This window comes from Stenotrophomonas sp. GD04054, from assembly GCF_029836955.1.
GTDB classification, from domain to species: Bacteria; Pseudomonadota; Gammaproteobacteria; order Xanthomonadales; family Xanthomonadaceae; genus Stenotrophomonas; species Stenotrophomonas maltophilia_A.
Map to the genome: position 1 here is coordinate 1 of NZ_JAOECR010000012.1, position 26,737 is coordinate 26,737.

Here is a 26,737-nt window from a genome sequence, read left to right on the forward strand (position 1 = left end):
GCGGCTGTAATGCGCGACCAGGCGGTCGCCGAGCATCTGCAGCAACTGCACCAGGATCAGCAGCAGGACCACGGTGACCAGGGCCACGTCGGTGTGCGAGCGCTGGTAGCCGTCGCGGAACGCCAGGTCGCCGAGGCCGCCGGAGCCGATCGCACCGCCCATTGCGGTGAAACCAATCAGCGCCACGGTGGTGACCGTCGCACCGGCGATCAGGCCGGGGCGCGCCTCGGGCAGCAGCACGCGGGTGACCAGCTGCCAGGTGGTGGCACCCATCGACTGGGTCGCTTCGATCACGCCACGATCCACTTCGCGCAGTGCGGTTTCGACCAGGCGCGCGTAGAACGGCGCGGCACCGATCACCAGCGGCACGATCGCACCGCGTACCCCCAGCGACGTCCCCATCAGGAACAGGGTGACCGGGATCAGCACGATCATCAGGATGATGAAAGGCACCGAGCGCAGCAGGTTCACCACCAGCGCCAGCACGCCGTAGGCGAACGGGCGGCGCTTCATCTGCGGCGCGCCGAACAGGTACAGCAGCACGCCCAGCGGCAGGCCGATGGCCAGGGTCAGCGGCAGCGAACCGAGCAGCATCAGCAGAGTGTCGATGGTGGCCTGGCCGATGTCGGCCCACTTGCCCGCATCCAGGTGGCGGAAGAATCCGCCGGCAGTGGCGATGATCATCGACGCAGCTCCTCAACGTGCACGCCGGCAGCCACGAACGCGGCCTGCGCGGCGGACTGGTCACCGCCCACCAGGGCGACCACCAGCTGGCCATACGGGGTGTCCTTGATCCGGTCGATACGGCCGGACAGGATGTTGTAGTCGACCCCGGTCTCCCGCGCGACACTGCCGAGCAGGGGTTCGTAGGTGTCTCCGCCGAGGAAGGTCAGCCGCACGATGCGGCCACCGACGGCATCGAAATCACGATGCAGCGCACCTTCATCCACGTGCTCCGATTCGCTGACGAAACGGCGCGTGGTCGGGTGCTGCGGATGCAGGAACACCCGGGTGACCGGCCCGGTCTCGACCATCTGGCCGGCGTCGAGCACGGCGACACGGTCGCAGACACGGCGGATCACATCCATCTCGTGGGTGATCAGCACGATGGTCAGGCCCAGCTCGCGGTTGATCTTCGACAGCAGCGACAGCACCGAGGCCGTGGTCTGCGGATCCAGCGCGCTGGTGGCCTCGTCGCACAGCAGGATCTGCGGGCGGGTCGCCAGCGCACGGGCGATGCCGACGCGCTGCTTCTGCCCACCGGACAGCTGTGCCGGGTACTTCTGCGCGTGCGCCTCCAGGCCCACGGTCTGCAGCAGCTCGGCAACGCGTGCATCGATCTCCGCCTTCGGCGTGCCCGCCAGCTCCAGCGGGAAGGCAACGTTGCCGGCCACCGTGCGCGAAGACAACAGGTTGAAGTGCTGGAAGATCATGCCGATGCGCCGGCGCAGCGCGCGCAGGCCGTCCGCGTCCAGTGCGGTGACATCCTCGCCACCGATCAGCAGGCGACCACCGCTGGGCTCTTCCAGGCGGTTGATCATGCGGATCAGGGTCGACTTGCCGGCGCCGGAATGGCCGATGATGCCGAATACCTCACCGGCCTCGATGGTCAGGTCCAGCGGCTGCAGCGCGCTGACTGCGCGGCCGGCAACGGCATAGGATTTGTGCAGGCGCTGGAACTCGATCACGGGCGTGGCTCACCGGCTGGGTGACGGAAGGGGGCGTGCAGCCTACCAGCGCAGGCGGTCGCGCGCCCGCGCCATGGGCCAGAATGTTATTCCTTTTGGTTCTAAGTAGCCCGCGCCCGGTAGTGTCGGCCGCTGGCCGGCACCTGCAGCGGTCCCTCCGGGGCAAGGAGTTGCCGGCCAGCGGCCGGCACTACCCCGGCTCAGGGATGATCCAGCGGCTTCGGCGGTTCCTGCCGGTTCACCCGCTCACGGTGCAGCAGGTACAGCCCCGAGGCGACGATGATCGCCGCGCCCACCCAGGTATAGCCATCCGGCAGCTGGCCCCAGAAGGCCAGATCCCAGCCGATCACCCACACCAGGCCGCTGTACTCCAACGGCGCGATCATCGAGGCCTCGCCCAGCTGGAACGCCTTGGTCAGGGCAATCTGGCCCAGCGCCCCAGCCAGACCCATGCCGGCGATCAGCGGCGCATGCGCCAGCTGCAGTGGCACCCAGCCGGGAAGGGCCAGCAGGCCGGCACCGATGGCCATGATCACCAGGAACCAGACCACCATCGACTGCGAGGTATCGGTGCGGGTGAGCAGGCTGACCGTGATCGCCGCCACGGCATACGCGGTGGCCGCGGCCAGCACCATCAGCCCCGGCACCGAAATGAAGCCGTCCACGCCCGGCCGCAGCACCACCAGCACGCCGACCAGGCCGATGCCGATGGCCACCCAGCGCCGCGGGCCAACCCGCTCACCCAGCAACGGCACCGACAGCGCGGCGATCAGCAGTGGGGCAACGAAATAGATGGTGTAGGCGGTGGACAGCGGCAGGTCACGCAGGGCGAACACGAAGCAGCCGATCATCGCCATGCCCAGCCCACCACGCAGCAGGTGCAGGCCCCAGCGGCGCGGGATCAGCGAGCGCGGGCCGGCGCTGACCAGCACCCAGACCAGCACGAACGGCAACGAAGCCGCACCACGCAGGAAGGTCACTTCCAGGGTCGGATAGCTGGCCGACAGCTGCTTCATGCCAGCATCCATCAGCGAGAAACAGGCGACCGCAGCGACCATCCAGGCCACCGCACGCGAAGGGGAGCGTTGCACGTTCATGGCCCATTATCGCCGACAGCACCGGATTGTAGAGTCGAGCCTGGCTCGACTCTACAGAAAGCGGGCATGCGGGCCGGCGCGATAGAATGGCCACCACTGAATCCTGCGGAGCATCGCCCATGCCCTCCTTCGACGTCGTGTCCGAAGTCGACACCCACGAGCTGACCAACGCCATCGACCAGGCCAACCGTGAACTGGCCACCCGCTTCGACTTCAAGGGCGTGGACGCCAAGTTCGAACGCGATGGCGATGTCATCAACCAGACTGCGCCGACCGAGTTCCAGCTCAAGCAGATGAACGACATCCTGCGCGCCCGCCTGGCCGCGCGCGGCATCGACGTGCTCAGCCTGGAGTTCGGCGACATCGAAACCAACCTGGCCCAGGCCCGGCAGAAGATCACCGTCAAGCAGGGCATCGAGCAGAAGATCGCCAAGAAGATCGCGGCGGCACTGAAGGACGCCAAGCTGAAGGTGGAAAGCCAGATCAACGGCGACAAGCTGCGCGTGCAGGGCAAGAAGCGCGACGATCTGCAGGACGCCATCGCCGTGCTCAAGGCCGGCAAGTTCGAACTGCCGCTGCAGTTCAACAACTTCCGCGACTGATGCCCCCGCCGGGCCCTGCCCGGTGGACTACGCGGTCAATCGCGCAGCAGCTTGTACAGCGTGGTGCGCGAGATTCCCAACTGGCGTGCGGCCAGGCTGAGGTTGCCGCCAGCGGCCTGGGCCGCGCGACGCGCGGCCTCACGCTGCTGGTCACGCAACAGCGGCGCGCCTGGATCTGCCGGGTTGCTCCGCACAGTAGACCGGTGCGCCGCGCCCCGCGGCCCCTGCAGACGCTGCAGGTAGACCGCACTGCCCTCGCCCAGCCGGACCCGATGCGCTGCGCCCGGTTGCAGCAGCCGACGCCGTTGCGCCGCACTGGCACCGGAAAACAGCGCTTCCAGACCCAGCAGCGGCAACGGCCCGCGCCGTGGCAGGCCCAGCAGGCGCCGTGCAACGCGGTTGGCTGCACGCAGCTGGCCATCCTCCTGCACCGCCAGCAGCCCCTGCAGCGGTGACGCCAGCCAGCGCGGATCATGTTGCACGGCCAGCAGGTGCACGTCAGTGAGGCTGTGGAACAAGCGATTTTCGCTGGCCAGCGCAGCCTGCCGGAAATAGCCTTGCAGCAGCGCGGGATCGCGCTCGCCAAGACCGGTGATATCGATCACTCCGCAGACCCGACCGTCGAGATCGTGCAGTGGCTCGCTCAGGCAGAACACCGGCGCGAACCGCTGCAGGTAGTGTTCGTTGCCGCGCACCAGTGCCGGCACATCGCCGGCCAGGCTGACCGCTGGCGCGGTGGTGCCGATCTCGGTCTCGCCCAGCTGTCGCCCGACCTGGATCGGCCGCAGCAAGGGAGCATCTTCCAGCCCGTGGGCCTGCTGCGCGATCACCATGCCGTCGCGGTTGGCGCAGAACATCGTCCAGCCACGCCCACCGAAGGCCGCCCAGAGCTGTTCCAGCTCCGGCTGCACGCAACGCGCCAGGCGCCGGTCATCGGGATGGGACAGATGGCGGCCATCGCCCAGCAGCGGCCGATAGTCCGGCTCCTGCCCCGGCTGCAGGCCCGCCGCGCGCGAACGCAGCCATGACTGCTGCAGCGGCAGCGGCAACACGCCCAATGAGCGCGCATCGCCGTCGGCGAAAGCGGCACGTGCCGCCACCAGTTGTTGCTGCCCGACTGTCGTGGCCATCATGGACGCAGCGTACACCCGCCAGCGGCAACGCCATGTTACGTCTCGGCAACGGAGCGTTTCCGTTTCAAGACGCGTTCAAACAAAGGGGCAGAGCCGTTATGGAAAACGGATCTGCCCCATGCCGGCCAGCGGCCGGCACTACCAACAAGGGAAACTACGCCGCGATGCGCAGCACCGGCTTCAGGGTAATGCCACGGGTACTGTCTTCGGCGGCCTGGTTGATCTGTTCCAGCGGATAGAACTTCACCAGTTTGTCGAACGGGAAACGTCCCTGCTGGAACAGGGTCACCAGCTGCGGAATGAACACCTGCGGCACACTGTCGCCCTCGACGATGCCGCGGATGCTGCGACCGCCGAGCAGCAGGTTGTTCACATCGAAACTGGCGGTGGTGCCCAGCTTCGGCGCACCGACCACGCCCATCATGCCCAGCCCACCCAGCGCCTCGACGCCAGCGGACAGCACGTCCGGACGACCGGTCGATTCCAGCGCGAAGTCAGCACCCCCACCCGTGATCGCACGCACCGCCTCGACCACATCGGTCTCCCGGCTGTTGACCACGTGGGTGGCCCCCAGCTCCAGAGCAAGCTCCAGGCGCGAAGGCACCACGTCGATGGCAATGATGGTGGTGGCCCCGGCCACCTTGGCCGCCATCACCGCGCTCAGGCCCACCGCACCGGCACCATAGCTTGCAAAGCTGCTGCCCGACCGCACCTGCAGCGAGTTGAGCACCGCACCGGCACCGGTCTGGATGCCGCACCCCAGCGGGCCCAGCAGTTCCAGTGGTGCGTCATCAGGCACCTTGATCGCATTGATCTCGCGGGCCAGCGCGTAGGTGGCAAACGAGGACTGGGCGAAGAAATGATCGTGCAGCGGCTGGCCCTGCGCATCGGTGATCGCGGTATGGCCGTGGCCATCATCGCCACCGAAGTTCAGGGCGAAGAAATCCCTGCAGTAAGCACCGTGTCCCCCCCGGCAGGGATTGCAGTGACCACAGGCGCCGTAGGTCAGCACCACGTGATCCCCCGCCTTGAGGTCGCGCACGTTCGGGCCAACCGCTTCGACGATGCCCGCCCCCTCATGGCCCAGCACCGCCGGCAGCGGCACCGGATAGTACTGATCGCGCACGATCAGGTCGGTATGGCACAGGCCGGTGGCCACCACCTTCACCAGCACCTCGTCGTCCTGCGGACCGCGCAGCGTCGCCTGCTCGATGACGAAGGGCTGCTCCTTGCCGCGTACCACGGCGGCGGTGATCTCACGCGTTGCGTTGTCGTCGTTCATCGTGATGGCTCCTTCGATCAGATCGGGTAAGCGGGCGCTTCGCCCTTGACGGTCAACCACTGCCACTGGGTGAACTCCTCGCCGTTGGCCGGGCCACCGATGCTGGTGCCGTTGCCGGACGCGCCGACGCCGCCGAAGGGGTTGATCACCTCGTCATTCACTGTCTGGTCGTTGATGTGCAGCAGACCGGTACGCAGGCGCTCGCCGATCTTCAGCGCGCGGCCGACGTTGCTGGACACGATCGCCATCGACAGCCCGTACTCGCTGTCGTTGGCCAGGCGCACGGCTTCATCGTCATCGTCGAACGGCACCACCACCGCTACCGGCGCGAAGATTTCCTCGCTGAAGGCCGGATTGTCGGCCGCAACGTTGCCGAGCACGGTGGGTGCGAAGAACAGCTCCCGGTGCGTGCCGCCCGCTTCCAGCGTGGCACCGGCCTGCACCGCCTGCTCGACCACGCGTGCAGCATGGTCGCGCTGGCCAGCATTGATCAGCGGGCCGATCGCCACGTCCTCACGTGCCGGGTCGCCTACCTTCAGCGCGTTGGCCTTGGCCACCAGTTTCTGCAGGAACGTGTCGTGGATCTTCCGGTGCACCAGCACGCGGCCGGTCGCCATGCAGATCTGGCCCTGGTGCAGGTAGACGCCCCACGCGGTGTTGGCCACCGCCAGGTCCAGGTCCGCATCGTCCAGGATGATCAACGAATTCTTGCCACCCAACTCCAGCGAAACCTTTTTCAGGTGCTTGCCCGCCGCTTCGCCGACCTTGCGCCCGGCGGCGGTGGAACCGGTGAACTGGATCATCGCCACGTGCGGGTCACTGGTCAGCGCGGCCCCGGCCGCGCCATCGCCGGGCAGCATGTGCAGCACGCCTGCCGGCAGGCCCGCCTGCTCGAACAGGCGTGCGATCACCGCGCCACCACACGCTGCCGTACGCGGGTCCGGCTTGAGAACCACAGCGTTGCCCAGCGCGATCGCCGGGGCCACCGCACGCATCGCCAGATAGAGCGGGAAGTTGAACGGCGAAATGACCCCGACCACACCCAGCGGGCGGCGCCGCGCCAGATTCAGCTTGCCCGGCTCGGAGGGCAGGATCTCACCCGTGCTGCGCGACGGCAGTGCGGCGGCCTCGTGCAGCGCCTTGATCGTCACCTTGGCCTCGAAGCCGGCCTTCAGGCGGGTCGAGCCGCTTTCGCGCACCAGCCACTCGACCAGGGTGTCGATGTTCTCTTCGGCCAGACGCGCGGCCTTGCGCAGCACGTCGGCACGCTGTTCGTAGGGCGCCGCCGCCCAAGCCTGCTGCGCCTGTGCCGCGGCAGCCGCCGAACGCGCGATCTGCGCCGGGTCGACCAGGCCGATCTCGCCCAGCTCCCGGCCAGTGGCCGGTTCAATCACCGGGTGCCGTTGCGGGGCAGCCTGCCAGTGGCCATCAAAGAAGGCGCCGGCCCAGAGGGCGTCCGGCAGCCACGGGGAAGATGCAGTCATGGGTGTCCTCCTGTGTCGTGCATCCATTCCACGCCCGTCGCCCCGGGCTGGCAATCGGCCATCCATCGGTAGCGCGCAACGGTTTGAATCTTCAGGAATTTCCTGCTTCGCCACTGTCCAGTTCCTGCACAGTGGACAGCGCAGCACCGGCACACTGCCTACAATGGCAGCCCCGCCAGCCCACGTGCCCGCCATGACCGATTCCCACCTGCCCACCGATGACCCGATCGCCGCCACCCGCCTGTGGCTGGAGCGCATCGTCATCGGCCTGAACCTGTGCCCGTTCGCCAAGGCGGTGTACGTGAAGGACCAGGTCCGCATCGTGCTCAGCGATGCGACCACGCCGGAAGCGCTGGTTGAACAGCTGGCCGAGGAGCTGGTGCTGCTGCGCGATACCCCGGCCGAGCAGATCGACACGACGCTGATCGTGCATCCGCAGGTGCTGACCGATTTCCTCGACTACAACGATTTCCTCGACAACGCCGATGCGGCGATCGAGGCACTGGACCTGCAGGGCATCCTGCAGGTGGCCAGCTTCCACCCGGACTACCAGTTCGATGGCGTGGCCGCGGACGACGCCAGCAACTACACCAACCGCGCGCCCTTCCCCACCCTGCACCTGCTGCGCGAAGACAGCGTGGCACGCGCGGTGGATGTCTATCCGGACCCGGACGTGATCGTCGAGCGCAACATCCAGACCCTGGACCGCATCGGTGTGGACGGCTGGCATCGCCGCCTGCGCGGCGAAGACCTGACGTGAGCACGGTGCCGCCGATCGCCGCATGGCCGGCCGCGCCACTGTCGGGCAAGGTTGTGCTGGTCACCGGCGGTGCCAACGGCATCGGCCGTGGTATTGCCCAGGCCGTACTTGGTGCCGGTGGACGCGTGCTGATCGGCGACCTGGACGTGGAGGCCGGAGAAGCGTGTCTGGCGGAATGGCAGCGCGGCGAGGATGCCGCGTTCCAGCGCCTGGACATCACCGACGAAGCCAGCGTGCGCGACTTCATCGCCGTGGCCCTGCAGCGTTTCGGCCGTATCGACGGACTGGTGAACAACGCGGGCATCGCCGGTCCACACGGCACAGGGTTGCAGGATATGGACTGGGACGAGTGGCAGCGCCGGCTGTCGTCACTGCACGGTGCATTCCTGTGCAGCAAGCACACGTTGCCAGCACTGACCGCCAGCGCCGCCGGTGCGATCATCAACATCGCCTCCACCCGGGCCTGGCAATCCGAAGCACACAGCGAAGCCTATGCGGCAGCCAAGGGTGGGCTGGTGGCCTTCACCCATGCACTTGCGATCAGCGCCGGTCCGGCGGTGCGTGTGAACAGCATCAGCCCCGGCTGGATCGGCACCACTGCGTGGCAGGCCCCCTCACGGCGCCACGCGCCGGAATACTCAGCCATCGACCATGCGCAACACCCGGTCGGCCGGGTCGGCCGCCCCAAAGACATCGGTGCACTGGCGGTGTACCTGCTGTCGTCGCTGTCCGGTTTCACCACCGGCCAGGACTTCATCGTGGACGGCGGCATGACCCGGAAGATGATCTACGCCGAATGACCCCAAGGCGCGACGCCCGGTAGAGGCCAACCTTGGTTGGCTTGGGCTTTTCGCCGACCAAGGCGTTACGCCATGTCCGAACATTCCGGTAGATCCACGCCATGCGTGGATCGCGGTAACGTGCCAACCAAGGTTGGCACCTACCAAACACCTTACGCCATGCCCGAGTGGCGCAGCAGCGCGTCGATCTGAGGCGCGCGGCCGCGGAAGGCCTTGAAGTTCTCCGCCGCCGGGCGGCTGCCACCGCGCGACAGGATCTCATCGCGGAAGCGCGCGCCGGTTTCAGCCAGCGCCTGCGGCGCCTCCTCGAACGCCGCATAGGCATCGGCGCTCAGCACCTCGGCCCACTTGTAGCTGTAGTAACCGGCTGCGTAGCCGCCGGCGAAGATGTGGCTGAACTGATGCGGGAAGCGATTCCAGACCGGCGGATGGTTCACGGCCACTTCCGCACGCACGCGGTCGAGCAGTGCCAGCACGCTGTCCTGCGCCGGTTCGAACTGGCTGTGCAGCAGCATGTCGAACAGACCGAACTCCAGCTGGCGAACGGTGGCCATGCCGCTGTGGAAGTTGCGTGCAGCCAGCATGCGCTCGTACAGCGCGCGCGGCAGCGGCTCGCCACTGTCCACATGTGCGGTCATCGCCTGCAGGTGCTCCCATTCCCAGCAGAAGTTCTCCATGAACTGGCTGGGCAGCTCCACCGCGTCCCATTCCACGCCGTTGATGCCGGCCACACCCAGTTCGCCGATGCGGGTCAGCAGCTGATGCAGGCCGTGGCCCATTTCATGGAACAGGGTGGTCACTTCATTGTGGCTGAAGGTAGCCGGCTTGCCATTGGCACCTCGGCCGAAGTTGCACACCAGGTAGACCAGCGGCGTCTGCACGCTGCCGTCGGCACGCTCGCGGCGGTTGCGGCAATCATCCATCCACGCGCCACCGCGCTTGCCTTCGCGCGCGTACAGGTCCAGGTAGAACTGGCCAACCAGCGCGCCCTGCGCATCGACCAGGCGGAAGAAGCGCACATCCTCGTGCCACACCGGCGCGCTGTCCTCCTGCACGCGCAGGCCGTACAGCTGCTCGATCACCGAGAACAGGCCGCCCAGCGCCTTCGGTTCGGTGAAGTACTGCTTCACTTCCTGTTCGGAATAGCTGTAACGCGCCTGCTTCAGGCGATCGGCAGCGAATGCCAGGTCCCAGGCCTGCAGGCTGTCGATACCGAGTTGCTCGCGTGCGAACTGTTCCAGTTCAGCACGGTCCTTGGCGGCGAACGGCTTGGCGCGCGTGGCCAGGTCGCGCAGGAAACCGAGCACCTCGGCCGGGTCCTGCGCCATCTTGGTGGCCACCGAATAGTCACCATACGAACCGAAGCCGAGCAGTGCGGCGAGTTCCGCGCGCAGGGCGAGGATGCGGTCGATGTTGCCGCTGTTGTCCAGCGTGTCATCGCCGAATTCGGACGCACGCTGTGCGCTGGCACGGTACAGGATTTCGCGCAGGTCGCGGTCCTCACCCCAGGTCTGCACCGGCAGGTAGCACGGCATCTGCAGGGTCAGTTTCCAGCCAGACTTGCCGTCCTTCTGTGCTGCGGCATGCGCGGCGGCCTTCACGTCTTCCGGCAGGCCCTTCAATCGCGCTTCGTCCTCGACGATCAGCGACCAGGCATCGGTAGCGTCAAGAACGTTCTGCGAGAACTTCGCCGACAGCGCCGACAGTTCTTCCTTGATCGCCGCGAAGCGCTGCTGCGCCTCCGGCGCCAGCTCGGCGCCGCCGAGGCGGAAGTCACGCAGCGTGTTGTCCAGCACCTTGCGCTGGGCCTCGTCGAAGCGCGCCGCCTCGGTGCTGGCGGCCAGTGTCTGGTACTGCCGGTACAACGCCAGGTTCTGGCTGAGCGCGCTGGCGAAGCGGGTCACCCGCGGCAGGTTGCTGTTGTAGGCCTCGCGCAGTTCCGGGGTGTTGACCACGCCCTGCAGGTGGCCGACCAGGCCCCAGGCGCGCCACAGGCGCTCGGTGGCGTCATCCAGCGGGGCCACAAAGGTCTCCCAGCGCACCGGCTGCACCTGCTCGGCCGCGCTGACGGCGGCTTCGGCCTCGGCCAGCAGCACGTCCAGCGCCGGCGCCACGTGCTCGGGGCGGATGGCCTCGAAGCGCGGCAGGCCGGAAAAATCGAGCAGGGGGTTGGCAACGGTCACGGTAGATCTCCAGGGTACGGGCCCGGCGGGCGGGCAGCATGCAGGATATGGCGCTGGCAGGCGGGGCTGACAAGGGGGCACGGCCTGGCATTCACGTCGGCCTTACGGTCCCGCGCTGAAGCTCTGGCTGCGGGGGAGTCCGCAGCGGTACGCACCGAACGAGGCCCTACATGGAAGGTCTGGCTGCAGTTGCATCCGCCTCACCGGCCCGGTCACTGGCATTGTCCGCCAGCCCGGCCGAACTGACCTGGATCGCCGCATTGTGCGATGCCGGCGACGACGCCCCGCGTCACCTGCAGCAACTGCAGGCAGTGCTGCAGCAGGGCGGCATGTTCAACGATGCCCAGGAGTGGTACCCGTTCGAGGTGATCGAGCGCGGCGCCAGCCAACTGCGGCTGGGCCATGAGCGCGAGTTCGTGATCTGCGTGCTGCTGTGGCTGCAGGCGCTGGCCCAGGGCCGTGCCAGCATCCTGGACCCGAGCCTGCATCTGGATGATCGCGCGATGGACATCGAGGCCTTGCCCGATGCGCTGCGCGATGCAGTACTGGATGCGTTCACCGCGGCGGGGTACTGAATCTGTAGCGTCGAGCCATGCTCGACGGCTCTTTCCCCGGAGTCGAGCATGGCTCGCCTCTACAAGGGCTCTACAACGCTTCCAGGCTGCACCACGGCAGTTCCGGCAGCCCCTGCCCGGCCACTGCCGCCGCCAGCTGCGCATCGGCGCCGTCGACATCGATGCCCTGGCGCGCGTACCACGCCGGGTCGTAATAGCTCTGCGCGTAGCGCTCGCCGCTGTCGCACAGGATGCTGACAATGCTGCCCTGGTGGCCCGCCTCTCGCATCCACTGCGCGGCCTGCAGCACACCGATGAAGTTGGTGCCGGTGGAGCCACCCACGCGTCGACCGAGCTGGCGGCTGACATGGCGCATCGCGGCCAGGCTCAGCGCGTCGGGCACCTTCACCATCGCATCGACGCTGGTCGGGATGAAGCTCGGCTCCACCCGCGGCCGGCCGATGCCTTCCACGCGCGAACCGCCGCTGCAGGTCAGGCCGCGCCAGTCCTGCTGGCCGGCCACGGCAGCCTGATAGCCATCGAAGAACACCGATACTTCCGGGTCCGCGCAAAGGATGCGGGTGTCATGCCGGCGGTAGCTGACATAGCGGCCCAGCGTCGCTGCGGTACCTCCGGTACCGGGGCTGCACACGATCCATTCCGGAACCGGGCTGGGCTCCTCGGCCATCTGCTTGAAGATGGACTCGGCAATGTTGTTGTTGGCGCGCCAGTCGGTGGCACGCTCGGCATAGGTGAACTGGTCCATGAAGTGGCCACCGGTTTCGCGGGCCAGCTTCTCCGATTCGCCGTTGAGTTCGCAGGCGCGCTCGACCAGGTGGCAGCGGCCCCCGTGGAACTCGATGGCCGCAATCTTCTCTGGCGAGGTCGTGGCCGGAATCACCGCGATGAACGGCACCCCCAGCAGCCGCGCGAAATAGGCTTCGGACACGGCGGTCGAGCCGCTGGAGGCCTCGATCACCGGACGCCCTTCGCGCAGCCAGCCGTTGGTCAACGCATACAGGAACAGCGAGCGCGCCAACCGGTGTTTCAGGCTGCCGGTGGGATGGCTCGATTCATCCTTCAGGTACACATCGATGCCCGCGAACCCGGGCAGCGCGAGCGGGATCAGGTGGGTATCGGCGGAACGGTTGAAATCGGCTTCGATCTTGCGGATGGCGGCAGCCACCCATTCACGCTGCGACATGGCGGGCAATGCTCAGAACGGAACGGTGCGATCCGCCCATTGTACGTCGCGGTGCCGTCAGGTGACGGCCGGTAGAATGGCCCCATCCGGCCAGCAACGGCCCTGTCTGAAGGACCTCCCCCATGACCATTCCCGCCCTGCGCGATGTCCCCGGCGTCGCCGCCCAGGCCCCGGCCGAGACCACCGGCTTCGTGTTCAACCACACCATGCTGCGGGTGAAGGACATCACCGCCTCGCTGGACTTCTACACCCGCGTGCTCGGCTACCAGCTGATCGACAAGCGCGACTTCGCCGAAGCCCAGTTCAGCCTGTACTTCCTGGCCTACGTACCGGCCGGCGCGGTGGTGCCGGAAGACGACAGCCAGCGCCGCGTGTGGATGGCCGGCCTGCCGGGTGTGCTGGAACTGACCCATAACCACGGCACCGAAACCCAGGACGGCGCGGTCTACCACGACGGCAACAGCGACCCGCGCGGCTTCGGCCACATCTGCGTGTCCGTGCCGGACATCGAAGCCGCCTGCCAGCGCTTCGAGGACCTGGGCGTGACCTTCCAGAAGCGCCTGACCGACGGCCGCATGAAGAACCTGGCCTTCATCAAGGACCCGGACGGCTACTGGGTCGAGATCATCGCCAACGTCTGACCCAAAAAGGGGACGGAGGGGATTAAGTCGTTTCTGGCACTATTGGCTGGAAGCGACTTAATCCCCTCCGTCCCCTTTTTTGCGAGGTTCGTATGGAAACGATGGAACTGCACCGCGGCCGCCTGATCGACCACATCCAGCTGGTGGTGCGCGACCTGGCCGCCAGCCGCCGCTTCTACCAGGCGGTGTTCGACACCATCGGCGTGCCCCTGGGCGGCGAAGGGCCGGACTTCTTCTGGGCCGATGAGCTGTTCATTTCCAGCGCCAGCAGCGAGGCCGCCGCCGGCCAGCTGACCGGCCGCCACCACCTGGCATTCCAGGCGCGCGACAGCGCCACCGTCGATGCCTTCCATACCGCCGCGATCGCCGCCGGCGGCACCGACAACGGCGCGCCGGGTGAACGCCCTTACCACCCGGGCTACTACGGCGCGTTCGTGCTCGACCCGGATGGCAACAACATCGAAGTGGTCTATCACGGTCCGGCGAACTACAGCGCCGATTCGGTGAAGGTCACTTTCTGATATCACCGAAGCCATGAACGAAGAAGCCGGGCAATGCCCGGCTTCTCTGCATCCAAGGGTCCAGCCCTCAGTGGGCGGCCATGTAGATGTCCTGCAGCACGGCCTTTTCCAGCTCCAGCTCGCCCAGCAGGTTCTTCACGATGTCGCCCAGGCTGAGGATGCCCACCAGCAGGGTACCTTCGGTGACCATCAGATGACGGCGCCGGGAGTATGTCATCAGCGACATGGCCTGCTTCAGGGTCGCTTCCGGCGCAATGCCTTCCAGGCCGGTGGACGGCAGGCTGGAAATCACCCGGCGGCCGGCCTGCGGGCCGTCGTCGGCCAGGGTGCGCACGATGTCCTTCTCGGAAATGATGCCGACCGGGGCATCGTCCTTCATCACCACCAGCGCAGCGATCTTGTTCGCGCTCATCTTGTGGGCGGCGGCACCGATGGTGTCTTCGGCGTCGATGGTGATGACAGCTTCTTTCTTGGATTGCAGGAGTTCGCGGACGTTCATTCTTGTTTCCTGGTGCAGGTCACTGAAGTCAAAAAAGTGTGCTCTTCCGATACGCCCCCTCCCCGGGAACAGACCTTTCAGCGCACGTCTGGCGCACCCGGCTGCCGGTGGAAATGGATCGGCAGACGACGTGCTGCAACGCGAACGAGGTGGGTTCAACCGCTCAACCCGGCCCTCGGTCAAATCGATTCTACGACTGCGACCATCGGTCACTACCGGCATCGATAGGACAGTTCGTCGTGGGAACCAACTGACGATTCAGAGAATGGCACCGCGGCTGAAACCGCCGCTGAATACAGGCGATGTCGCGCATTAAAGATTGATTGCCTGCTGCCGACAGCGGACAGAACACCCGGCGGCTGTCCCACTTGGCACGACCACCGGCGCAAACGAAAGGGGCCCACGTGGGGCCCCTTTCGCATGCAGCTTCCAGCGGTTCCGGCGGAGTTACTCCACCGTCACGCTCTTGGCCAGGTTGCGCGGCTTGTCCACGTCGGTGCCACGTGCCAGTGCGGTGTGGTATGCCAGCAGCTGCACCGGGATGGTGTGCACGATCGGGCTGAGCACGCCGGCATGGCGCGGCGTACGGATCACATGCACGCCTTCGGACTCGTTGAAGTTGCTGTCCTGGTCGGCGAACACGAACAGCTCGCCGCCGCGCGCGCGTACTTCCTGCATGTTCGACTTCACCTTCTCCAGCAGGCTGTCGTTGGGCGCGATCACCACTACCGGCATGTCCTCGTCCACCAGCGCCAGCGGGCCATGCTTCAGCTCGCCCGCCGGGTAGGCCTCGGCGTGGATGTAGGAGATTTCCTTGAGCTTGAGCGCGCCTTCCAGCGCGATCGGGTAATGCAGGCCACGACCCAGGAACAGCGCACTGCTCTTGCGGGCGAAACGCTCGGCCCAGGCGGCGATCTGCGGCTCCATGTTCAGCGCGTGCTGCACGCTGCCCGGCAGGAAGCGCAGCTGCTCCAGGTAGTCCGCTTCCTGCGCCGCGTCGATGCGGCCATGCAGCTTGCCCAGCACCACGGTCAGCTGGAACAGTGCGGCCAGCTGGGTGGTGAAGGCCTTGGTCGACGCCACGCCGATCTCGGCGCCGGCACGGGTGTAGCAGACAAGCTCGCTGGCGCGCGGAATCGCGCTTTCCGGCACGTTGCAGATCGACAGCGTGTGCTTGTGGCCCAGCGACTTGGCGTACTTCAGCGCTTCCATCGTATCCAGCGTTTCGCCGGACTGGGAGATGGTGACGATCAGGTGCTTCGGGTTGGCATACGCGGCGCGGTAGCGGTACTCGCTGGCGATCTCCACGCTGCACGGCAGCCCGGCGATGGCTTCGATCCAGTAGCGCGCGGTCAGGCCGGCGTAATAGCTGGTGCCGCAGGCGATGATCTGCACGCCTTCGATGCCTGACAGCACGGCCTCGGCATTCTTGCCGAACAGTTCGGCCGGGAAACCACCGGCGTCGATCGCTGCCTCGATGGTGTCGCCCAGCGCGCGCGGCTGCTCGTGGATTTCCTTCTGCATGAAGTGGCGGTACGGGCCCAGCTCCAGCGATGCCAGCGATACGTCGGACAGGTGCACCTCGCGCTCGATCGGCTGGTCGTGCTCGTCGAAGATGCGCACACCGTCGCGGCGGATCTCGGCGGTGTCGCCCTCTTCCAGGAAGATCACCTTGCGGGTGGCCGAGATCACCGCCGAAACGTCGGACGCCACGAAGTTCTCGCCCTCGCCCAGACCGATCAGCAGCGGGCAGCCCATGCGCGCGCACACGAAGCGTTCCGGCTCGGCGCGGCTGACCACGGCCAGTGCGTAGGCACCGGTCAGCTCCTTCACCGTATGCTGCAGCGCCACCAGCAGGTCGTCGCCGTCCTTCAGGTGGTGATGGATCAGGTGCGCGATGACTTCGGTGTCGGTCTGCGACTCGAAGGTGTAACCCAGGGCACGCAGCTTCTCGCGCTGCTCCTCGTGATTTTCGATGATGCCGTTGTGCACCAGCGCCACGCCGTGGCTGATGTGCGGATGCGCGTTGGCCTCGGTGACACCACCGTGGGTGGCCCAGCGGGTGTGGCCGATGCCCAGCACTGCATTGAAGCCCTCGGCCTCGGCCGCAGTGGCCATTTCCGACACTCGACCGGTACGACGGACGCGACGGACTTCGGGGCGCTCGGCGTGGTCGATCACTGCGATGCCCGAGGAGTCGTAACCACGGTACTCGAGCCGCTTCAGGCCTTCGATCAGCACCGGCACCACATCGCGATCGGCGATTGCACCCACGATTCCACACATGTCACGCGTTTCCTTGAAGACGATCGCCGCATTCTAGCCTGCGGGCCCGCGCTCCCCCTCCTGTCCGCTTAATGAAAGTGTCCGGAAAGGTGTCCGCGGACACCCGGACACTTCAGGGCGCCTCCCAACCCATTGACCCACAAGGAAATAAAGTTGGCACGCTACGTGCTTGGTACCCACTACCACCGTCAGGCACGCACCCGATGATCCGCGACACCTCCGCACAGGACCAGATCGTTTCCTCCGCCCCGGCCGGCACCACCCGCGCCAACTGGCAGCGTTACCGCTGGCCGGCACTGGGCGCCATCGCGCTGCTGGCCGGCATCGGCTGGGCCGTGTACGCCTGGTCCAACGCCAGCCGCTCCTACGACAGCAGCCGCGTGCGCATCGCCGAAGTGAAGCGGGGTGACCTGGTCCGCGACATCGCCGCCGACGGTCGGGTGATTGCCGCCAACAGTCCGATCCTGTACGCCATCTCGGCCGGTACCGTGGACCTGAAAGTCGTTGCCGGTGACGTGGTCAAGAAGGACCAGGAGCTGGCGGTCATCGACAGCCCGGAACTGCGCAGCAAGCTGGCCCAGGAGCAGGCCACCCTGGCCGGCCTGGAAGCCGAGGCCAGCCGCGCCGCGCTGGACGCCACCCTTGCCCGCGCCAAGTCGCGCAAGGAAACCGACCAGGCCACCATCGAGCGCCAGGCCGCCGACCGCGACCTGCAGCGCTACCAGCGCGGTTACGACGGCGGTGCAGTACCGCAGATCGATCTGGCCAAGGCCAAGGACTCGCTGAAGAAGGCCGACATCACGCTGGCCAATGCCACCACCGATGCACGCCTGCAGAGCCAGGGCGCTGACCTGGACGCCCGCAACAAGCGCCTGCTGGCCGACCGCCAGAAGGCGGTGGTGGCCGAGGTGCAGCGCCAGGTGGACGCGCTGACCCTGCGCGCGCCGTTCGACGGCCAGGTCGGCCAGGTGCAGGCCGTCCAGTCCACCAACCTGGCCGCCAATGCGCCCGTGCTGGGCGTGGTCGACCTGTCCAAGTTCGAGGTTGAGATCAAGGTACCGGAGAGCTTCGCCCGCGACCTGGCGATCGGCATGCCGGCGCAGCTGACCGGCGGCAACGGCAAGCCGTTCCCGGGCGAGATCAGTGCGGTGTCGCCGGAAGTGGTCAACGGCGAGGTCAACGCCCGCGTGCGCTTCGCCAGCGCGCAGCCGGAAGGCCTGCGCCAGAGCCAGCGGATGTCGGTGCGCGTGCTGCTCGACACCCGCAAGGACGTGCTGAAGGTCGAGCGCGGCCCGTTCGTCGAACAGGGCAACGGCATCGCCTACGTGATGGATGGCCGCACCGCAGTGCGGCGTCCGGTGGAACTGGGCGTCAGCAGCCTGGGCGAAGTGGAAATCAAGTCGGGTGTGCAGCCGGGCGACCGCATCGTGGTCTCTGGCAGCGACCTGTTCAAGGACGCCGAACGCGTCTCCGTCAACTGATACCTGATACCTGATACCTGAATCCTGGAGAGAGGACACCCCATGTACATGCTCGAAATGCGTTCGGTCGCCAAGGTCTTCCGCACCGAACAGGTGGAAACCCACGCACTGCGCTCGCTGGAACTGCAGGTCAAGGAAGGTGAGTTCGTCGCCGTCACCGGCCCGTCAGGCTCCGGCAAGACCACCTTCCTCAATATCGCCGGCCTGCTGGAAACCTTCACCAGCGGCACCTACATGCTTGACGGCCAGGACGTGAGCACGCTGGGCGATGATGCCCGCAGCCGCCTGCGCAACCAGAAGATCGGTTTCATCTTCCAGGGCTTCAACCTGATCCCCGACCTGAACCTGTTCGACAACGTCGACGTGCCGCTGCGCTATCGGAAGATGAGCGCCAACGAGCGCCGCGAACGTATCGAGAAGGCGCTGAGCCAGGTCGGCCTCGGCTCGCGCATGAAGCATTATCCGAATGAACTGTCGGGTGGCCAGCAGCAGCGCGCGGCCATCGCGCGTGCGCTTGCCGGCAGCCCGCGCCTGCTGCTGGCCGACGAACCGACCGGCAACCTGGACACACAGATGGCCCGCGGCGTGATGGAACTGCTGGAGGAGATCAACGCTGCCGGCACCACCATCGTGATGGTCACCCACGATCCGGAACTGGCCGCGCGCGCGCAGCGCAACGTGCACATCGTCGATGGCCAGGTGACCGACCTGGTGCGCGAGCCGGTGCTGGCCACCCCGCCGCGCCACATCGTCGCAGTCAACGAGTGAGGGCCCGACCATGTTCGCCTACTACGCCCGATTGGCGGTGCGCAGCTTCCGCCGCAACAAGGTACTGACCGCGTTGATGGTGATCGCTATCGCGCTAGGCATCGGCGCCTCGATGACCACGTTGACCGTGTTCCACGTGCTGTCCGGTGACCCGATTCCCGGCAAGAGTGACCGCCTGTTCTATGTGCAGCTTGATGCCGCGACCGGCGCCTATGTCGCTGGCGAGGAACCGGAAACCCAGCTGACCCGCTTCGACGGTGAAGCCCTGCTGCGCGAGGCCAAGGGCGAGCGCCAGGCACTGATGAGCGGCGGCGGCGGTACCATCGAACCGGACAACAGCACTCTCAAGCCCTTCAGCATCGACACCCGCTGGACCTCGGCCGACTTCTTCCCGATGTTCGAGGTGCCCATGCAGTACGGCCGCCCCTGGACGCGCGAGGACGATGAAGGCCGTGCACGCGTGGTGGTCATCTCCAAGGCGCTCAATGACAAGCTGTACCAGGGCGCCAACAGCGTGGGCCGCGACCTGCGCATGGAAGGGCAGAGCTACCGCATTGTCGGCGTGATGAAGGAATGGAGCCCGGAGCCGCACTTCTACGACCTGACCACGGGCAGCTACGGCAAGAACGAGGACCTGCTGCTGCCGATCTCCACCTCCTTCGACCTGAAGCTGGGCAACAACGGCAACATGAACTGCTTCGGCGAGAATCCCGACGGCAACAGCTACTCGCTCAACGCACCGTGCGCGTGGCTGCAGTACTGGGTGGAGATGGACCCGGCCAAGGCCGCCGACTACCGCCGCTACCTGGAGAACTATTCGACCCAGCAGCGCGAGGCCGGCCGCTTCAAGCATCCGCCGAACGTGCGCCTGCGCACCGTGATGGAATGGCTGGACTTCAATGGCGCGGTCCCCAGCGATGTGCGCCTGCAGCTGTGGCTGGCGCTGGGCTTCCTGGGTGTCTGCCTGATCAACACGGTGGGCCTGCTGCTGGCCAAGTTCCTGCGCCGCAGTGGTGAGATCGGCGTGCGCCGCGCCCTCGGTGCCAGCCGTGGCCAGATTTTCCTGCAGTGCCTGGTGGAAGCCGGTGCGGTCGGCGTTGTCGGTGGCGTGCTGGGTATCGGTCTGGCCCTGCTTGGCCTGTTCGCGGTGCGCCAGCAACCGGTGGAATACGCAAAGCTGGCCCACCTGGACGGCAACATGCTGCTGCTCGCGCTGGGCCTGACCCTGCTCGCCAGTCTTGCCGCCGGGTTCCTGCCCGCCTGGCGCGCCATGCAGGTCACCCCGGCCATCCAGCTCAAGTCGCAGTAAGCACCCGAACGAGGACTCCCATGGACATCCGCCCCATCCTCAGCACGCTGCGCCGGCACAAGACCGCCGCTGCCCTGATCGTGCTGGAAGTCGCACTGACCTGCGCCATCGTCTGCAACGCGCTGTTCCTGGTCAGCCAGCGCGTGGAGAAGATCAGCATGCCCAGCGGCATCGCCGAGAGCGAACTGGTCATGCTGCGCGTCAGCGGCATCGGCAAGCAGACCGACGCCATGGCCCGCACCCGCGAGGACCTGGCATCGCTGCGCGCGATTCCCGGCGTCAGCAACGTCACCATCATCAACCAGGTCCCCTTCCGCAACGGCTCCTCCAGCAGCAGCATTTCGCGTGTGATCGACCAGGAACGGCCGACCACCAACGCCTCGATGTACACCCTGTCCGAGAACGGGCTGGCCACGATGGGCATCAACCTGATCGCAGGCCGCGATTTCCTGCCCGACGAGTACCAGAACTTCGAAGACGCCAGCAAGGGCGGCGCAAAGGAGAACGCGATCCCGGTCATCCTCACCCAGGCCACCGCCGCCAAGATGGAACCCAATGGCAGTGCGCTGGGCAAGACCTACTACATGGGCAAGCAGCCGCTGCATGTGGTCGGCATCGTCGACACGCTCAGCACGCCCAACGGCTGGAATGACAACTGGACCAACTCGATGCTGCTGCCCATGCGGCGCACCTTCGACGAAGGTGGCACGTATGTGCTGCGCACTTCGCCGGAACGCCGCAAGGAAGTACTCGATGCCGGTGCCGCCGCGCTGGAACGCAACGACCCCAACCGGCTGATGCGCGACAAGCTGACCTATGAAGACCAGCGCAAGGACTTCTTCAAGAACGACCGCGCGATGGTCGGCCTGCTGATCACCGTCAGCATCTCGCTGCTGGTGGTCACCGCGCTGGGCATCATCGGCTTGGCCAGCTTCTGGGTGCAGCAGCGCAGCAAGCAGATCGGCATCCGCCGTGCGCTGGGCGCGACCCGCGGGCAGATCCTGCGCTACTTCCAGACCGAGAACTTCCTGCTGGCCACGCTGGGCATCGTGCTGGGCATGCTGGCGGCCTACGCCATCAACCTGGCACTGATGAACCTGTACGAGCTGCCGCGCATGCCGCTGTACTACCTGCCGCTGGGTGCACTGCTGCTGTGGGCACTGGGCCAGATCGCCGTGTTCGGCCCGGCCCGCCGGGCTGCGGCTGTCCCGCCGGCGGTCGCCACCCGGGGCACCTGAGGCTCCGCTCCAGACAGGCCGGGCCGCGTCGATGGCCCGGCCTCCGGCCTTCCCCGAGGGCCGCTCCTGCACAGCCACGGGTTTGGCTATGCTTGATGGGTGGCGCCGGGCTCTCCCGGTGCGTGGACACGAACGGCTCCAACGGCGCCGCCCATCCCTTTCTGCAGAACCGCTTGATGCCTGCGATCCTGATCATCGACGACAACGCCAGCGTGGGTACCGCGCTGGACGTGCTGTTCTCCCTGCACGACATCGACACCCTGCAGGCGCAGAGCCCGTCCGAAGGGCTGGCCCTGCTGGAGTCGCAGCCGGTCGACCTGGTGATCCAGGACATGAACTTCAGCGAGGACACCACCTCCGGCGAAGAAGGCGAGGCCCTGTTCGCGCAGATCCGCGCGCGCCATCCCGATCTGCCGGTGATCCTGCTGACCGCCTGGACCCACCTCAGCAGCGCGGTGGATCTGGTCAAGGCCGGTGCGGCCGACTACCTGGCCAAGCCCTGGGACGACCGCAAGCTGATGACCACGGTCAACAACCTGCTGGAACTGTCCGAGGCGCGCCGCGAACTGGACCGGCGCCGCAGCCGTGAACTGCGCCAGCGCAATGCGCTGGAAGAGAAGTATGACCTGTGCGGCGCGGTCTTCGCCGACCCCGCCAGCGAGCGCGTCATCGCTCTCGCCTGCCAGGTCGCACGCTCGGAACTGCCGGTACTGATCACCGGCGCGAACGGTGCCGGCAAGGAGAAGATCGCGCAGATCATCCAGGCCAATTCCCTGGTGGCCAAGGGTCCATTCGTGGCGGTCAACTGTGGCGCGCTGCCTTCGGAACTGATCGAGGCCGAACTGTTCGGTGCCGAGGCCGGTGCGTATACCGGCGCCAACAAGGCACGCGAAGGCAAGTTCGAGGCCGCCGATGGTGGCACCCTGTTCCTGGATGAGATCGGCAACCTGTCGCTGGGCGGGCAGATGAAGCTGCTGCGTGTGCTGGAAACCGGCCGCTTCGAGCGCCTGGGCTCCAACCGCGAACGCCAGGTCAAGGTCCGCGTGGTCAGCGCGACCAATGCCGACCTGCCGGCGATGATCCGCGACGGCACCTTCCGCGAAGACCTCTATTACCGCCTCAACACGGTGGAACTGGTGCTGCCGCCGCTGGCCGATCGCCCGGGCGACATCGTGCCGCTGGCCGAGCGCTTCCTGACCGCTGGCAAACCCCTGTCCAGCGCCGCCACCGCCGCCCTGCTGCGGCACCCGTGGCCAGGCAACGTGCGCGAACTGCGCAACGTGATCCAGCGCGCCGAACTGCTGGCCACCGGCAACCGCATTGAAGTGGCCGACCTGAACCTGCCGCGCGCAGCCGCAGCACCGCGCCCGGCCCCCAGTGCGGGCAATGACCCCGACCGCGCGCGCATCGAAGAGGTACTGGCGCGCAACCATGGCGTCATCGCCCAGGCCGCCGCCGAACTCGGCCTGAGCCGCCAGGCGCTGTACCGGCGCATGGACCGCCACGGTATCCCGCGAGAATGAAACGGCGCTCGTTCACTTTCCGCCTGTTCCTGCGCCTGCTGCCGGTGCTGGCGCTGGCCGCCGCGTTGCCGTGGCTGCTGGCCTACTGGATGGACCATGGCTGGGTGGTGACCACGGTGTCGGCGTTGATCCTGCTGTCGCTGATGTGGTGGACCCTGCGTCGCGCTACCGCCCCGGTGCGGTCACTGATGCGGGCCCTGGCGGGCACCACCAGCAGCTATCGCGACGGCGAATACAACTTCGGCGTGCACTGGCCCGGCAATGACGAGCTCGGCGACCTGGTGCAGGCACACCGCGAACTGGGCGATGTGCTGCGTGCACAGCGGCAGGGCCTGGTGCAACGCGAACTTCTGCTGGACACGATGGTGCAGAACACGCCGGTGGCGATGCTGCTGATCGCCTCGGGCGGTGATGGCATCGCCCGCGTGGTGTTCTCCAATCTGGCTGCGCGCAAGCTGCTGCATGGCGGCTGGAAGCTGGAAGGCCAGCGCTTGGAGGACGTGCTGGAACAGGTGCCGGTGGAGCTGCGCGATGCCATCGCCCGCGGTGGCGACAGCCTGTTCGCGGTGCATGCCGAGGGCGAGGACGGCGATGAGGACGACGAGCAGGTGTACCACCTCTCGCGCCGCGCCTTCCAGCTCAATGGTCGTCCGCACGACCTGCTGCTGGTGCGCCTGCTGACCGCCGAGCTGCGCCGCCAGGAAGTACAGACCTGGAAGAAGGTGATCCGGGTGATCAGCCACGAGCTCAACAACTCGCTGGCACCGATTGCCTCGCTGGCCCACTCCGGCGGTGTACTGGTGCAGCGTGAGCGCTTTGACCGGCTGCCGGAGATCTTCACCACCATCGAGGATCGTGCACGCCACCTGGAAGGCTTCATCCGCGGCTATGCGCGCTTTGCCAAGCTGCCGCAACCGCAGTTGCAGACCGTGCACTGGGCCCCATTCCTGTCCAGCCTGCGCCAGCAGATCCCGTTCGGCATGGAACGTGAGCCGGACGAGGAACTGAGCAGCCGCATCGACATCGCCCAGTTCGGGCAGGCACTGCTGAACCTGTTGAAGAACGCGCACGAAGCCTGCGCCGAAGCAGAACCGCCCAACGATGACGTACAGGTGCAACTCACGCGGCTGCCGCAGTGGCTGCGCCTGGACGTACTGGATCGCGGCAAGGGTATGAACGAGCAGGTGCTGCAGAATGCGCTGATGCCGTTCTATTCGACCAAGCGCAATGGCACCGGGCTGGGCTTGGCCTTGACCCGCGAGATCGTGGAAGCGCATGGCGGCCGGGTATCACTGCAGAATCGCGGCGATGGCGGGTTGTGCGTGTCGATCCTGTTGCCGGTGGGTTGATCGGGCCAACGGGGTTCCCGGTAGTGTGTATATGCCGACCAAGGTCGGCACCTGCCAAAGCTGCGGCATCGGCATCCTGCGCTCCAGGGGAACGGGAGCATCAAGAGCAAACGCAACGAGATCAACGCGTAGTTTGAATCGACTGGGTGCAGCTGCGGCTCTGGATGTTGGTTCCGCCTTGAGCGAGCCAAGCATCGCAGGGGAATCTGGGGCGCAGAGGCGCCGATGTTTGAGCGCAGCGAGTTCGGCGCCGTCCCCTGATTCACCGAGAAGCGCAGGGCACCGATGCGCAGCATCGGCTCGCGACCGGCGGAGCGTTTCTTTTGGTTACTTTTCTTTGCGCACAAAGAAAAGTAACGCCCATGACCGGTGGCCGACCTTCAGCCATCCAGCGAAGAGATGGATCGCCGCATCGCCACCCGCAGGTGCATCGGGAACCCGAGCGCAGCCTCTTCGGCCATCACCGCGCGCAGGCCATCGTTCCACTGCACCTCGGGCACTACGTCGAATCCTTCGCTGGCATAGAAGGCCGCATTCCACGGCACATCGGACAGCGTGGTCAGCACCGCGGCCGCGTAGCCTCCCACCCTCGCCTGCGCCAAGGCATGGCGCAGCAAAGCGCGGCCGTAGCCACGCCGCGCGTGTGCGGGATCCACGTCCATCTGCAGCACATGGAATTCACCGCAGAGTTCGCCGGCCAGCAGGTAACCCGCGATACCACCGTCAGCCGCATCCACCACCCACAACTGGCCACGTTGAAGGCCATCCTGCAGCGTCGGCAGGTCCAGACCATGCCCGGCAAACACCGGGTAGGCCTGGTGACCCTTCAGCAGTTCACCGGCACGTTGTTCAATTGCCGGCAGCATGCCGAGTTCGTCGGCATGCGGGATGCGTGGCTCAGGACTTCTTGAGCGGGCGCTTCCAGCCATCGATGGTTTCCTGTCGTGCACGTGCCAGTGTCAGCTTGCCATCCGGAACGTCGCGGGTGATGACCGAACCGGCGGCAATCGTCGCACTGTCGCCAATGGTCACCGGCGCTACCAGCGAACTGTTGGAACCAATGAAGGCGTTGTCGCCGATGGTGGTGGTCGACTTGTTCACGCCGTCGTAGTTGCAGGTGATGGTGCCGGCACCGATGTTTACCTTGCTGCCGATCACCGCATCGCCCAGGTAGGTCAGATGGTTGGCCTTGCTGCCAACACCGAGGGTGACCTTCTTGGTCTCGACGAAGTTGCCCACGTGCACGCCGTCGGCGAGCACGGTCCCCGGACGCAGCCGCGCGAACGGCCCCACCAGTGCTGCGCCTTCGGTGACCACGCCTTCAAGATCACAATGCGCGCGCACTTCGGTGCCCGGGCCAAGATTGACGTCCTTCAGCCGGTTGAAGGGGCCCACGGTGACGCCGTCGCCGAGCACGATGTGGCCTTCCAGAACGACGTCGACATCGATCAGCACATCGCTGCCCACGGTGACGGTACCACGGATATCCAGTCGTGCCGGGTCACGCACGCGCGCGCCCTGCGCGCACAGGGCCCGTACCGCGCGGCGCTGCCAGGCACGCTCCAGCTGCGAAAGCTGCCAGGGATCGTTTGCCCCTTCGGCTTCCTGCGCGTCGGCCACCAGTGCCATTTCGGCCGGGGTGTACTCGTGCGCGGCAAAGGCGAACACGTCGGTCAGGTAGTACTCGCCCTGCGCGTTGCTGTTGGACAGCTGCGACAGCCAGCGCCGCAGCGCGGTCGACTCGGCGGCAATGATGCCGGTATTGATCGTGCGCACACGCAGCTGGTCTTCGGTAGCGTCCTTCTGCTCGACAATGGAGCCCACCTTGCCTTCGGCATCGCGCAGCACGCGGCCGTAGCCGGTTGGGTCATCGACATCGGCGACCAGCACCGCCAGGCGACCCGGCTGCGCCAGCAGGTCGCGCAGGGTCTGCGCGCGGATCAGCGGCACGTCGCCGTACAGCACCAGCACCTGCGCGGCGTCGGGCACCTGCGGCATCGCCTGGGCCACCGCATGGCCGGTGCCCAGCTGCTGCGCCTGTTCAGCCCATTGCAGGTCGGGCTGGTCGGCGAAGTGCTGGCGCACCGCTTCACCACCATGGCCATAGACCACGTGGATCGCCGAGGGCTGCAGTTCGCGGGCCGCATCGATCACATGCGCCAGCATCGGCTGGCCGGCGATCGGCTGCAGCACCTTCGGCAGCACCGACTTCATGCGCTTGCCCGCGCCAGCGGCGAGGATGATGACGTGCAGGGGTTGGGTCATGGAAACGGCAGTCCGTGGTTCGTTGCCGATGATTCTAGAGCGTGGGCCGTTAACATGTGCATCCCACCTC

General features: G+C 66.6%; 24 protein-coding genes. 12 read left to right on the forward strand and 12 right to left on the reverse strand.

All coding sequences use genetic code 11. The features are described 5' to 3' along the window. From N7573_RS07925 to N7573_RS07935, 3 genes are all read right to left on the reverse strand, one after another. On the reverse strand, window positions 1-684 hold a 684-nt coding region (locus tag N7573_RS07925; RefSeq protein ID WP_279943118.1), incomplete at its 3' end, for an ABC transporter permease. Beyond that, on the reverse strand, window positions 681-1,688 hold the full coding sequence (locus N7573_RS07930) for a methionine ABC transporter ATP-binding protein (protein ID WP_032129022.1): 1,008 nt from the start codon (window positions 1,686-1,688) through the stop codon (window positions 681-683). The genes N7573_RS07930 and N7573_RS07925, both read right to left, overlap by 4 nt. Window positions 1,689-1,888: 200 nt before the next feature. Then, window positions 1,889-2,785 carry a DMT family transporter gene (locus tag N7573_RS07935; protein WP_197615756.1) on the reverse strand — a complete coding sequence of 299 codons (897 nt, stop codon included), beginning with the start codon at window positions 2,783-2,785 and terminating at the stop codon, window positions 1,889-1,891. A 119-nt stretch (window positions 2,786-2,904) separates the two neighbouring features. On the opposite strand from N7573_RS07935, the gene N7573_RS07940 reads away from it, so the two are divergent. Then, window positions 2,905-3,387 (forward strand): YajQ family cyclic di-GMP-binding protein, encoded by a 483-nt coding sequence (locus N7573_RS07940; RefSeq protein WP_006471121.1) that lies wholly within the window; start codon window positions 2,905-2,907, stop codon window positions 3,385-3,387. Between the two features lie 35 nt (window positions 3,388-3,422). On the opposite strand, the gene N7573_RS07945 is transcribed toward N7573_RS07940, so the two are convergent. The 3 genes from N7573_RS07945 to N7573_RS07955 all read right to left on the reverse strand — a co-directional run bounded on the left by N7573_RS07945 (window position 3,423) and on the right by N7573_RS07955 (window position 7,286). Continuing rightward, window positions 3,423-4,520, reverse strand: coding sequence for a helix-turn-helix domain-containing protein (locus N7573_RS07945; RefSeq protein ID WP_279912683.1), 1,098 nt, complete (start codon window positions 4,518-4,520; stop codon window positions 3,423-3,425). A 154-nt stretch (window positions 4,521-4,674) separates the two neighbouring features. After that, entirely contained in the window at window positions 4,675-5,802 is a 1,128-nt protein-coding gene (locus N7573_RS07950) for an NAD(P)-dependent alcohol dehydrogenase (RefSeq protein ID WP_279912682.1), read from the reverse strand. Window positions 5,803-5,819: 17 nt separating this feature from the next. Next, entirely contained in the window at window positions 5,820-7,286 is a 1,467-nt protein-coding gene (locus N7573_RS07955; RefSeq protein WP_279912681.1) for a benzaldehyde dehydrogenase, read from the reverse strand. 193 nt (window positions 7,287-7,479) lie between these two features. Between N7573_RS07955 and N7573_RS07960 the strand changes: the two genes are divergently transcribed. Both N7573_RS07960 and N7573_RS07965 read left to right on the forward strand, forming a co-directional pair. Further along, the gene (locus N7573_RS07960; RefSeq protein ID WP_032129027.1) at window positions 7,480-8,046 is read left to right on the forward strand and encodes a DUF1415 domain-containing protein; all 567 of its coding nucleotides are present in this window, start codon (window positions 7,480-7,482) and stop codon (window positions 8,044-8,046) included. After that, window positions 8,043-8,846, forward strand: a complete 804-nt coding sequence (locus N7573_RS07965; RefSeq protein ID WP_279912680.1) for an SDR family oxidoreductase — start codon at window positions 8,043-8,045, stop codon at window positions 8,844-8,846. Before N7573_RS07960 ends, N7573_RS07965 begins: the two co-directional genes overlap by 4 nt. 152 nt (window positions 8,847-8,998) lie before the next feature. Here the strand turns inward: N7573_RS07965 and N7573_RS07970 are convergent, their stop codons facing one another. Beyond that, on the reverse strand, window positions 8,999-11,029 hold the full coding sequence (locus tag N7573_RS07970) for a M3 family metallopeptidase (protein ID WP_279912679.1): 2,031 nt from the start codon (window positions 11,027-11,029) through the stop codon (window positions 8,999-9,001). Between the two features lie 170 nt (window positions 11,030-11,199). Between N7573_RS07970 and N7573_RS07975 the strand changes: the two genes are divergently transcribed. Then, window positions 11,200-11,604 carry a hypothetical protein gene (locus N7573_RS07975; RefSeq protein WP_032129032.1) on the forward strand — a complete coding sequence of 135 codons (405 nt, stop codon included), beginning with the start codon at window positions 11,200-11,202 and terminating at the stop codon, window positions 11,602-11,604. Window positions 11,605-11,674: 70 nt separating this feature from the next. On the opposite strand, the gene N7573_RS07980 is transcribed toward N7573_RS07975, so the two are convergent. Further along, window positions 11,675-12,787, reverse strand: a complete 1,113-nt coding sequence (locus N7573_RS07980) for a PLP-dependent cysteine synthase family protein (RefSeq protein ID WP_071228880.1) — start codon at window positions 12,785-12,787, stop codon at window positions 11,675-11,677. A gap of 122 nt (window positions 12,788-12,909) precedes the next feature. On the opposite strand from N7573_RS07980, the gene gloA reads away from it, so the two are divergent. Beyond that, a complete protein-coding gene (gene gloA, locus N7573_RS07985; RefSeq protein WP_071228879.1) occupies window positions 12,910-13,428 on the forward strand; it encodes a lactoylglutathione lyase in 519 nt (172 codons plus the stop codon). 92 nt (window positions 13,429-13,520) lie between these two features. Beyond that, a complete protein-coding gene (locus N7573_RS07990) occupies window positions 13,521-13,949 on the forward strand; it encodes a VOC family protein (protein ID WP_121504341.1) in 429 nt (142 codons plus the stop codon). 67 nt (window positions 13,950-14,016) lie between these two features. Here N7573_RS07990 and N7573_RS07995 read toward each other — a convergent pair whose 3' ends face one another. Continuing rightward, window positions 14,017-14,448, reverse strand: a complete 432-nt coding sequence (locus N7573_RS07995; RefSeq protein WP_006394252.1) for a CBS domain-containing protein — start codon at window positions 14,446-14,448, stop codon at window positions 14,017-14,019. 447 nt (window positions 14,449-14,895) lie between these two features. Next, window positions 14,896-16,734, reverse strand: a complete 1,839-nt coding sequence (gene glmS / locus N7573_RS08000) for a glutamine--fructose-6-phosphate transaminase (isomerizing) (protein WP_279912678.1) — start codon at window positions 16,732-16,734, stop codon at window positions 14,896-14,898. Between the two features lie 203 nt (window positions 16,735-16,937). Between glmS and N7573_RS08005 the strand changes: the two genes are divergently transcribed. The 6 genes from N7573_RS08005 (at window position 16,938) to N7573_RS08030 (ending at window position 24,402) form a co-directional block, all read left to right on the forward strand. Then, on the forward strand, window positions 16,938-18,215 hold the full coding sequence (locus tag N7573_RS08005) for an efflux RND transporter periplasmic adaptor subunit (RefSeq protein ID WP_049399200.1): 1,278 nt from the start codon (window positions 16,938-16,940) through the stop codon (window positions 18,213-18,215). Between the two features lie 42 nt (window positions 18,216-18,257). Next, a complete protein-coding gene (locus N7573_RS08010; RefSeq protein WP_032129038.1) occupies window positions 18,258-18,983 on the forward strand; it encodes an ABC transporter ATP-binding protein in 726 nt (241 codons plus the stop codon). 10 nt (window positions 18,984-18,993) lie between these two features. Continuing rightward, window positions 18,994-20,292, forward strand: coding sequence for an ABC transporter permease (locus N7573_RS08015; RefSeq protein ID WP_071228877.1), 1,299 nt, complete (start codon window positions 18,994-18,996; stop codon window positions 20,290-20,292). A 20-nt stretch (window positions 20,293-20,312) separates the two neighbouring features. After that, on the forward strand, window positions 20,313-21,530 hold the full coding sequence (locus tag N7573_RS08020; protein ID WP_279912677.1) for an FtsX-like permease family protein: 1,218 nt from the start codon (window positions 20,313-20,315) through the stop codon (window positions 21,528-21,530). A gap of 176 nt (window positions 21,531-21,706) precedes the next feature. Beyond that, complete coding sequence (locus N7573_RS08025) at window positions 21,707-23,053, forward strand: sigma-54 dependent transcriptional regulator (protein WP_071228885.1); 1,347 nt, start codon at window positions 21,707-21,709, stop codon at window positions 23,051-23,053. Beyond that, a complete protein-coding gene (locus tag N7573_RS08030; RefSeq protein WP_049399192.1) occupies window positions 23,050-24,402 on the forward strand; it encodes an ATP-binding protein in 1,353 nt (450 codons plus the stop codon). The genes N7573_RS08025 and N7573_RS08030 overlap by 4 nt, the downstream gene beginning before the upstream one ends. A 380-nt stretch (window positions 24,403-24,782) precedes the next feature. On the opposite strand, the gene N7573_RS08035 is transcribed toward N7573_RS08030, so the two are convergent. Together N7573_RS08035 and glmU are read right to left on the reverse strand one after the other, a co-directional pair. Next, window positions 24,783-25,331, reverse strand: a complete 549-nt coding sequence (locus N7573_RS08035; RefSeq protein WP_279912676.1) for a GNAT family N-acetyltransferase — start codon at window positions 25,329-25,331, stop codon at window positions 24,783-24,785. Next, a complete protein-coding gene (gene glmU / locus N7573_RS08040; RefSeq protein WP_279912675.1) occupies window positions 25,300-26,667 on the reverse strand; it encodes a bifunctional UDP-N-acetylglucosamine diphosphorylase/glucosamine-1-phosphate N-acetyltransferase GlmU in 1,368 nt (455 codons plus the stop codon). Before glmU ends, N7573_RS08035 begins: the two co-directional genes overlap by 32 nt. Between the last annotated feature and the right edge of the window lie 70 nt (window positions 26,668-26,737).

Coding starts and splice junctions, on each gene's coding strand:
- N7573_RS07935 (WP_197615756.1), bottom strand. CDS start 2,785: ATGAACGTGCAACGCTCCCCTTCGCGTGCGGTGGCCTGGATGGTCGCT.
- N7573_RS07940 (WP_006471121.1), top strand. CDS start 2,905: ATGCCCTCCTTCGACGTCGTGTCCGAAGTCGACACCCACGAGCTGACC.
- N7573_RS07945 (WP_279912683.1), bottom strand. CDS start 4,520: ATGATGGCCACGACAGTCGGGCAGCAACAACTGGTGGCGGCACGTGCC.
- N7573_RS07950 (WP_279912682.1), bottom strand. CDS start 5,802: ATGAACGACGACAACGCAACGCGTGAGATCACCGCCGCCGTGGTACGC.
- N7573_RS07955 (WP_279912681.1), bottom strand. CDS start 7,286: ATGACTGCATCTTCCCCGTGGCTGCCGGACGCCCTCTGGGCCGGCGCC.
- N7573_RS07960 (WP_032129027.1), top strand. CDS start 7,480: ATGACCGATTCCCACCTGCCCACCGATGACCCGATCGCCGCCACCCGC.
- N7573_RS07975 (WP_032129032.1), top strand. CDS start 11,200: ATGGAAGGTCTGGCTGCAGTTGCATCCGCCTCACCGGCCCGGTCACTG.
- N7573_RS07980 (WP_071228880.1), bottom strand. CDS start 12,787: ATGTCGCAGCGTGAATGGGTGGCTGCCGCCATCCGCAAGATCGAAGCC.
- gloA (WP_071228879.1), top strand. CDS start 12,910: ATGACCATTCCCGCCCTGCGCGATGTCCCCGGCGTCGCCGCCCAGGCC.
- N7573_RS07990 (WP_121504341.1), top strand. CDS start 13,521: ATGGAAACGATGGAACTGCACCGCGGCCGCCTGATCGACCACATCCAG.
- N7573_RS07995 (WP_006394252.1), bottom strand. CDS start 14,448: ATGAACGTCCGCGAACTCCTGCAATCCAAGAAAGAAGCTGTCATCACC.
- glmS (WP_279912678.1), bottom strand. CDS start 16,734: ATGTGTGGAATCGTGGGTGCAATCGCCGATCGCGATGTGGTGCCGGTG.
- N7573_RS08005 (WP_049399200.1), top strand. CDS start 16,938: ATGATCCGCGACACCTCCGCACAGGACCAGATCGTTTCCTCCGCCCCG.
- N7573_RS08010 (WP_032129038.1), top strand. CDS start 18,258: ATGTACATGCTCGAAATGCGTTCGGTCGCCAAGGTCTTCCGCACCGAA.
- N7573_RS08015 (WP_071228877.1), top strand. CDS start 18,994: ATGTTCGCCTACTACGCCCGATTGGCGGTGCGCAGCTTCCGCCGCAAC.
- N7573_RS08020 (WP_279912677.1), top strand. CDS start 20,313: ATGGACATCCGCCCCATCCTCAGCACGCTGCGCCGGCACAAGACCGCC.
- N7573_RS08025 (WP_071228885.1), top strand. CDS start 21,707: ATGCCTGCGATCCTGATCATCGACGACAACGCCAGCGTGGGTACCGCG.
- N7573_RS08030 (WP_049399192.1), top strand. CDS start 23,050: ATGAAACGGCGCTCGTTCACTTTCCGCCTGTTCCTGCGCCTGCTGCCG.
- N7573_RS08035 (WP_279912676.1), bottom strand. CDS start 25,331: ATGGCTGGAAGCGCCCGCTCAAGAAGTCCTGAGCCACGCATCCCGCAT.
- glmU (WP_279912675.1), bottom strand. CDS start 26,667: ATGACCCAACCCCTGCACGTCATCATCCTCGCCGCTGGCGCGGGCAAG.